Origin of the sequence: Ilumatobacter sp., from assembly GCF_041688325.1 — a bacterium.
Classification (GTDB): domain Bacteria; phylum Actinomycetota; class Acidimicrobiia; order Acidimicrobiales; family Ilumatobacteraceae; genus Ilumatobacter_A.
The window spans coordinates 1-7,021 of record NZ_JBDNIJ010000254.1 but is presented as its reverse complement, the minus strand read 5'-3'; the positions used below and the strand labels follow the sequence as shown (position 1 = coordinate 7,021).

The following is a 7,021-nucleotide window of genomic DNA, read 5'->3' as shown; positions in this document are numbered from 1 at the left end:
GACGCACCCGCAGCGAGCGGTGGCAACACCCTCATCTGGGCGCATGAGCAAGAGCCGCCGGATCTCCACCTGGACGACCCGGAAAACAACCTGTCGATCACATCGTGGATCCGTTCCGCGATGATCGAAGGTCTGTACGGCATCTCGGGTGCCACCGAGTACTACCCCGAACTCCTTGATGGTGCAGCAACCCTCGCCACCAACGCCGACGGCTCGGTCACGGGTTCGTACGAGCTCCGTGACGGCCTCGTCTGGAGCGACGGCGACGACCTCACCGCTGACGACGTCAAGTGGACCCTCGACGTACTCCTCGCTTCTGACGGCGTAGACGAAGACGGCGATCCCGCCTACGTCTACCTCCTCGGCGACCGCACCGGTCTTGACACCATCACCGACATCACGGTAGGTAGCCCAACTGAGTTCTCGATCACCTGGTCGACCTTCTTTGCTGGCTACCAGGGCGTCGGTAACGAGATTTACCCGATGCACCAGTTCAACGCTGACCCGGTCGCTGCTGCAGCCGAGCTCAACGACGGCCTCCGCGAGTGGACGACACCGAGTGGCGACACCATTGCCTCCTCAGGTGCCATGGTGTTCAGCTCGTGGAACAAGGGTGTCCAGATGGACCTCGTCCGCAACGACTCGTACAACGGCTCGAACAGCCCCGACGCTCAGAACGACGGCATCGCCTTCGTTGATGGCGTGCAGATCAACTTCGTGACCGACACCGATGCGCAGATCAACGCACTGCAGGCCGGCGAAGCACAGATCGTCATGACCCAGCCGCAGCTCGCCTTCGAAGACCTCGCCTCGAGCGACAGCTTCACGGTGGCATCGTCGGCCGGCCCGGTCTTCGAGCATTGGGGCCTCAACCTCAACAACGTGCACCTTGCCAAGCCTGCCGTTCGTGAAGCACTCGCCTTTGCGATGGACAAGACGGAAGTCATGGCCGGCCTCTACACCGCGCTGTTTGGCGATTCCCTCCCCGCTGAGGGCCTCGGCAACACGATGTGGCTGTCCAACCAGAGCACATACGAGAACCACGCTGGAGATGCCGGATACGGTGCAGGCGACGTCGATTCGGCAGTCGCAGCCCTCGAAGGCGCTGGCTACGTTATGAACGGCGACGGCATCTTCGAGCATCCCGAAGACGGCGTTCTGACACTCCGTGTCGGCACAACCGGCGGCAACCGTCTGCGTGAGATCCAGCAGGAACTCATCCAGGCCCAGATGGCCGATGCCGGCATCGACATCGTCATCGACAACGTTGAGGGCGGCGCGTACTTCGGTGAGATTCCATTCTCCGAAGACGCAATCGCTTGCGCCGTCAGTGGCGGAGCCGAAGGCAACTGCGGCATCTGGGACATCACCCAGTTCGCATGGGTCGGCGGACCGTGGCCCGGTGGCCAGATTGCTTCGTACCGCGCCGGTGGCGAGAACAACCCGTACGGGTTCGCCAACGACGAGTTCGAAGCGAAGGCTGACGAGTGCGACGCAACTGTCGACGACACAGACCGCGCCGCTTGCTACAACGTGATCGACCGTTACGTGACGACGCTCGAACTCGATGCAGAAAACGGCCTGTTCATGCTGCCGCTGACGCAGAAGCCGTCGTTCTACGGCTTCACGTCGGATCTCAGCCAGGCTGGCGTCGCTCCTGATGCCCAGGGCGCAGGCCCGCTAGCCAACGTTGTGGACTTCAAGTTCGCTGACTGATCAGTTGAATACCTGAAAACCTGAATACGCATTGTTCCGGGGTCTCGCTTCGGCGAGACCCCGGTTTGCGTCCCGAAACAGTTCTGAGTGACACGCGTTGTGTTGTACGGTCCGATCACTTTCCTATTCGCGCTCTCACCTCAGACAGGTCGGTCGTCACCTTGTTTGCCTATGTCACACGGCGTGTTCTCATCGCCATCCCGCTACTCGTTCTTGCGATGTATCTGGTTCACGTCATGGTTTCCGCCACCGTTGATCCGCTCTCCGAGTTCTACATCTGCCTCCCGCGTTGTCAGGAAGGGTTCGACCGAATCGAGCAGCAGTACAACCTCGACACGAACCTTTTCGTCCGCCCGTTCACCTACTTCGCTGACCTGCTGAGCGGCGACTTCGGTGATTCCAGTTCGATCGGCGAGCCCGTCATCGATGTGATGAGGACGCGTGGTTGGAACACCGCCATGGTCGCCATCCCTGCATTTCTCCTTGGCGCTGTTCTGTCGCTGCTGCTGTCGGTCTACTCGGCGCGCCGCCAGTACTCGGTCGGCGACTACGCCTTCACCGGCTTGAGCTTCATCGGCTTCGCGATGCCGTCCTTCGTGCTCGCTTTGATCTTGCAGGTCGTCTTCGCCGTGAAGTTCGAGCAGTGGACCGGATTCAAGCCGTTTAATACCGGCCGAAAAACCGGTGAAAACTTCTTCCAGCTGCTGCGAGATGTGACGTTGCCCGCAACGTCGCTCGCCATCTTGGGGATCGCTGCCGACAGCCGCTTCGGCCGATCGTCGATGCTTGAAACCCTCAATCAGGACTACATCCGCACCGCTCGAGCCAAGGGGCTCAGCGAACGGACGGTGGTGTGGAAGCACGCCTTGCGCAACGGATTGATTCCGCTCGTCACGTTGTGGGCGCTCGGCTTCTCGGGGCTGCTCAGCGGTTCGGTCGTCACCGAGTCGATCTTCTCCTGGCCTGGTATTGGCCAGGCCTTCCTCCGGGCGCTCGGCGATGCCGATCTCGATCTCCTGATGGCGATCGTGATGTTCACCGGGATCATCACCGTGGCGTTCAACTTGCTTGCTGATGTCCTGTACGGCATCCTCGACCCACGAATCCGACTCGGCTGAGGAACTGACATGGCTGATACTGACATTCGTCCGAACTCCGACTCGGAACCGACATCGACGCCACACAAGGTTGCTGTTGCCGACGCCGAAGGCCTGTCGGAAAGGCCGAAGACGTTCGGGCAGTTGGCCCGGGAACGTTTCTTCGGGCACAAGCTCGCACTCATCGGTGGGATCGGCCTCTTGCTCCTCGTGGTGCTGTTCCTCGTCGGACCGCTGTTCAGTGAGTGGGAATTCGACCAGCGCAACGTCCGTGACCGCAAGCAGGGTCCGTCGGCCGAGCACTGGTTCGGCACCGACGAAATTGGCCGCGATCTCTTCGTGCGTACAGCCCGAGGCGGCTGGTATTCGATGCAGATCGGTGTCATCGCCGCCTTTGTCGCGACCACCGTCGGAACAGTTCTGGGCGCGCTTGCCGGCTACTTCGGCAAGTTGTGGGACATCGTCGTGACCAACCTGGTCAACCTGATCCTCACCGTCCCTGCGATCATTGTGTTGTCGGTCTTCGCCAACAAGTACGGCGCCGGAAAGTGGGGCCTCGCCCTGGTGCTCGCCGGGCTGCTGTGGACCCGTATCGCACGAGTCGTGCGCGGCGTGATCCTTTCCATCAAGGAGCAGGAATACATCATGGCGGCCAAGGCTGCTGGGGCGTCGCACTCGCGCATCTTGTTTCGGCACCTGCTGCCCAACGTGATGGGTGCCATCGCCGTCGAGATCACGCTGTTGGTCGGTTCGGTCATCGTGCTCGAATCGACGCTGTCGTTCCTCGGCCTTGGCGTCAAGCCCCCGAACGCCTCACTCGGAACGCTGGTGCGTGACGCGAAGGGTGACATCGACAGTGACCCGCTCCGAGTCTTGACGCCTGGCATCTTCATCGTGTTGATCGTGTTGTGTGTCAACTTCCTCGGTGACGGTCTACGCGACGCGCTCGACCCCCGAGCCACCGGTGCGGACAGCAAGGAAACCCAGCAGGCGAAGAAGGCGGCCAAGAAGGCCCGGAAGCAGATGGGCAAGGGTGACATGACTGTCGGCCAGTTGCAGGATGCCAACCTCTCACAAAACGAGCGGAGCGAGTCATGACACAACCACTCCTTACTGTCGAAAACCTGAACGTCGGCTTTGCCACGAAGTCGGGCGTCGTTCAGGCAGCAACGGACATCAATTTTGAGATCTTTCCAGGTGAGGTGCTTGCCGTTGTCGGCGAGTCGGGTTCGGGTAAGTCCGTCACGGCGCTTGCACTGATGCGGTTGCACCCGGACAACACGATTGTCACCGGCAACGTCAACTTTGACGGCCACGACCTGCTCAACATGAGTGACCGCGACATGCGTGCGATCCGTGGCAGCGACGTCGCCATGATCTTCCAGGACCCGATGACCGCAATGAACCCAGTGTTCTCGGTTGGCAATCAGATCGTCGAGACCATCCGTGTCCACGACAGCTCGGTTTCTAAGCAAGAGGCGTGGACGAAAGCCATCGACCTGTTGAAACTGGTTGGCGTGCCCGAGCCGAAGCAGCGTGCGTCGCAGTACCCGCACGAATACTCGGGCGGTATGCGCCAGCGAGCGATGATCGCCATGGCGATCGCGAACGACCCCAAGCTGCTGATTGCTGACGAGCCCACCACGGCGCTCGATGTCACCGTTCAGGCTCAGGTCATGGAAGTGCTCCACGAGGTGCAGGCCGAAACGGGTTCGGCAATGATGCTGATCACCCACGACCTCGGCCTCGTCGCCGGGTCGGCTGACCGTGTGCAGGTCATGTATGCCAGCCGCCTGATGGAGACCGGGTCGATTGATCAGATTTTCTACGAGTCCCAGAACCCGTACACGCGGGCACTGCTCGAGTCGATCCCTGACATCGACGGCTTAAAGGAAGAGCTGAGCCCGATTCCGGGCAATCCGCCGAGCCTGCTCAACCCGTTGGCGGGCTGCGCGTTCCGCCCCCGTTGCAAGTTTGCCAAGGATGTGTGCGCAATTGAGGTGCCGCCACGGATCCCCGTAGGCGTGAACCATACGAGTCGCTGTGTGCTTGTCCACGAACTTCCTGCGCCCGCCGGCGCCTCAGCTGGAGATGCATCATGAGCGCGACCGACCAGACAGTTGAGAGCGGTGCGCTCGACGGCGTCGGTGCCCGTGAGCCGATCCTGAAGATCCGTGACCTCGTCAAAGAGTTCCCGATCCGAGCTGGCGTGTTTCGGCGCCAGGTTGGCGCTGTTCAGGCGGTATCTGGCGTCAGCCTCGACTTGTTCCAGCACGAAACCCTCGGTGTCGTCGGCGAGTCGGGGTGTGGCAAAAGCACGCTCGGCCGCTCACTGCTCCGCCTAGTCGAGCCCACATCGGGCACGGTCATGTTCGGCACCGAAGACGTCACGCTGGCGTCGAAGGGCCGTCTGCGTGAGTTGCGCCGTGACCTGCAGATGGTCTTCCAGGACCCGTATGCGTCGCTCAACCCTCGCTTGCCGATCCGGGACATCGTCGGTGAGCCGATGGTCATCCACGGGGTCCCCAAGAAAGAGGCGCGCCAGCGTGTCGGCGACCTGCTCGAGCGTGTCGGCCTGCTGGCCGAGCACGGCAACCGGTACCCGCACGAGTTCTCCGGCGGTCAGCGCCAGCGCATCGGCATCGCTCGCTCGCTTGCTCTTCGTCCAAAGGTGATCGTGCTCGACGAGCCTGTGTCGGCACTCGACGTGTCGATCCAGGCGCAGGTGCTCAACCTGCTTGACGAGATCCAGGACGAGTACGACCTGTCGTTCATCTTCATTGCGCACGACCTCTCGGTGGTCCGCCATACGAGCGACCGTGTTGCAGTGATGTACCTCGGCCGTATTGCCGAGGTGGCCGACAAGAACTCGCTCTACGAGAACCCGGCGCATCCGTACACGCAGTCGCTGCTGTCGGCCGTGCCGGTGGCTGACCCGAGGCGTGAGCGGTCACGTAGCCGCATCATCTTGCAGGGTGACGTGCCGAGTCCGGCTCACCCGCCGTCGGGTTGCCGTTTCCACCCGCGTTGCCCGGTGGCACAAGACAAGTGCAAAACAGACACGCCTGAGCTCGTTGAGTTCGCCCCTGGCCATCAGGTGTCGTGTCACTTCCCGCTTGAGGTGGGTGAGACCCTGCTGGTACGTGTGAAGGAACTGGGCCGCGAGGCGCAGGTTTCGACCAAGAACTGAGCGGTGCTGCATGGCGGATCAGGCCGACGGCCCGAGTGGCTCGGTGACTCTCCATTCGTCGTGGAAGAGCCTCGTCTTGAGTTTCCTCGGCGCACTCGCCGTTTTTGGCGTTGGTCTGGCATCGACGATCAACACCGAGGGCGCGGTGATCCCGATCATCATCCTGGTACTGGGCGTGGTGTTTCTGACTTCAGTGTTGTTCGACTCTCCGGTCGCGTCGACGTTCACGACCGACGGTGTGCAGCGTCGGCCGCTACTGCGACGGCATTTCATCGCCTGGGATCGCGTTGGCCAACTCACCCGTACCCGTCCCTCGATCGCAGGTGCTCTGAAGGGTCTCACGCCCGGCGGGATGGCGGTGAAGGTGGGTCGCCGGCGGTACCTGCTCGTCGATCAGTGTGAGGCATTAAGGGAGTTCCAGGAGCTTGTTGAGTTGCTTGAAAATCGGTATGTCACGTTGGGGATCGACGAAATGGTGCAGCCGCCGGAGGCGATCGATCCGACGTGGACGTATCGCCGGAAACGTTGGCTGCCAGATGGGTGATTCATGCACCCGCAAAGGCCCGACGGGCCGCTAGAGTCTCGCCCCGTGCGTGACGTCATGCTATATCTCACTCTTGTTCTGAACGTGACTTCCATGTTCGGCCTGATTGCTGGCATCTTGATGCATAGTGGCCGGGGCGGTGGCCTTTCCGACATGTTCGGTGGAGGTGGCGGTGCCGCTCTTGGGTCGACGGCTGCTGAGCGCAACCTGAACCGCATCACGTTCGTCCTCTCGCTCATCTGGATCTTCAGCCTCGTTGGGGTGAGTTTCCTGCTCGAGCGGGTGTAGCGAGCTTTGGCCTGCGCTAACATTGCAGGCCAACACCACGTCGAAGTGGCGGAATTGGCAGACGCGCTAGCTTGAGGTGCTAGTGCCCTATTAATGGGCGTGTGGGTTCAAGTCCCATCTTCGACACTCAGGAAGTTCCAGTTGACCAGGGCTCCGGCCCTGGTCAACGGCTTTTTCGGGTGAGGT

The 7,021-nt window shown here is 61.5% G+C and carries 7 protein-coding genes and 1 tRNA gene; all 8 read left to right on the top strand.

All coding sequences use genetic code 11. The features are described 5' to 3' along the window. The coding region (locus tag ACH2EI_RS14205; protein WP_395160515.1) for an ABC transporter substrate-binding protein at positions 1-1,716 on the top strand (1,716 nt) is incomplete at its 5' end. Positions 1,717-1,952: 236 nt separating this feature from the next. Continuing rightward, entirely contained in the window at positions 1,953-2,834 is an 882-nt protein-coding gene (locus ACH2EI_RS14200; protein ID WP_395154442.1) for an ABC transporter permease, read from the top strand. Positions 2,835-2,843: 9 nt separating this feature from the next. After that, positions 2,844-3,911 carry an ABC transporter permease gene (locus ACH2EI_RS14195; RefSeq protein WP_395154441.1) on the top strand — a complete coding sequence of 356 codons (1,068 nt, stop codon included), beginning with the start codon at positions 2,844-2,846 and terminating at the stop codon, positions 3,909-3,911. Next, complete coding sequence (locus ACH2EI_RS14190) at positions 3,908-4,915, top strand: ABC transporter ATP-binding protein (protein ID WP_395154440.1); 1,008 nt, start codon at positions 3,908-3,910, stop codon at positions 4,913-4,915. The genes ACH2EI_RS14195 and ACH2EI_RS14190 overlap by 4 nt, the downstream gene beginning before the upstream one ends. After that, positions 4,912-6,003: an ABC transporter ATP-binding protein gene (locus ACH2EI_RS14185; RefSeq protein WP_395154439.1), complete on the top strand. Its 1,092-nt coding sequence runs from the start codon at positions 4,912-4,914 to the stop codon at positions 6,001-6,003. Before ACH2EI_RS14190 ends, ACH2EI_RS14185 begins: the two co-directional genes overlap by 4 nt. 10 nt (positions 6,004-6,013) lie before the next feature. Further along, complete coding sequence (locus ACH2EI_RS14180) at positions 6,014-6,547, top strand: hypothetical protein (RefSeq protein ID WP_395154438.1); 534 nt, start codon at positions 6,014-6,016, stop codon at positions 6,545-6,547. 45 nt (positions 6,548-6,592) lie between these two features. Beyond that, positions 6,593-6,835: a preprotein translocase subunit SecG gene (secG, locus tag ACH2EI_RS14175; RefSeq protein WP_395154437.1), complete on the top strand. Its 243-nt coding sequence runs from the start codon at positions 6,593-6,595 to the stop codon at positions 6,833-6,835. 39 nt (positions 6,836-6,874) lie between these two features. After that, positions 6,875-6,961: transfer RNA gene (locus tag ACH2EI_RS14170), tRNA-Leu, on the top strand. Positions 6,962-7,021: the final 60 nt, after the last annotated feature.

Bases quoted from the DNA above. Each gene is read 5' to 3' on its own strand.
- ACH2EI_RS14200 (WP_395154442.1), top strand. From the start codon at position 1,953: ATGGTTTCCGCCACCGTTGATCCGCTCTCCGAGTTCTACATCTGCCTC.
- ACH2EI_RS14195 (WP_395154441.1), top strand. From the start codon at position 2,844: ATGGCTGATACTGACATTCGTCCGAACTCCGACTCGGAACCGACATCG.
- ACH2EI_RS14190 (WP_395154440.1), top strand. From the start codon at position 3,908: ATGACACAACCACTCCTTACTGTCGAAAACCTGAACGTCGGCTTTGCC.
- ACH2EI_RS14185 (WP_395154439.1), top strand. From the start codon at position 4,912: ATGAGCGCGACCGACCAGACAGTTGAGAGCGGTGCGCTCGACGGCGTC.
- ACH2EI_RS14180 (WP_395154438.1), top strand. From the start codon at position 6,014: ATGGCGGATCAGGCCGACGGCCCGAGTGGCTCGGTGACTCTCCATTCG.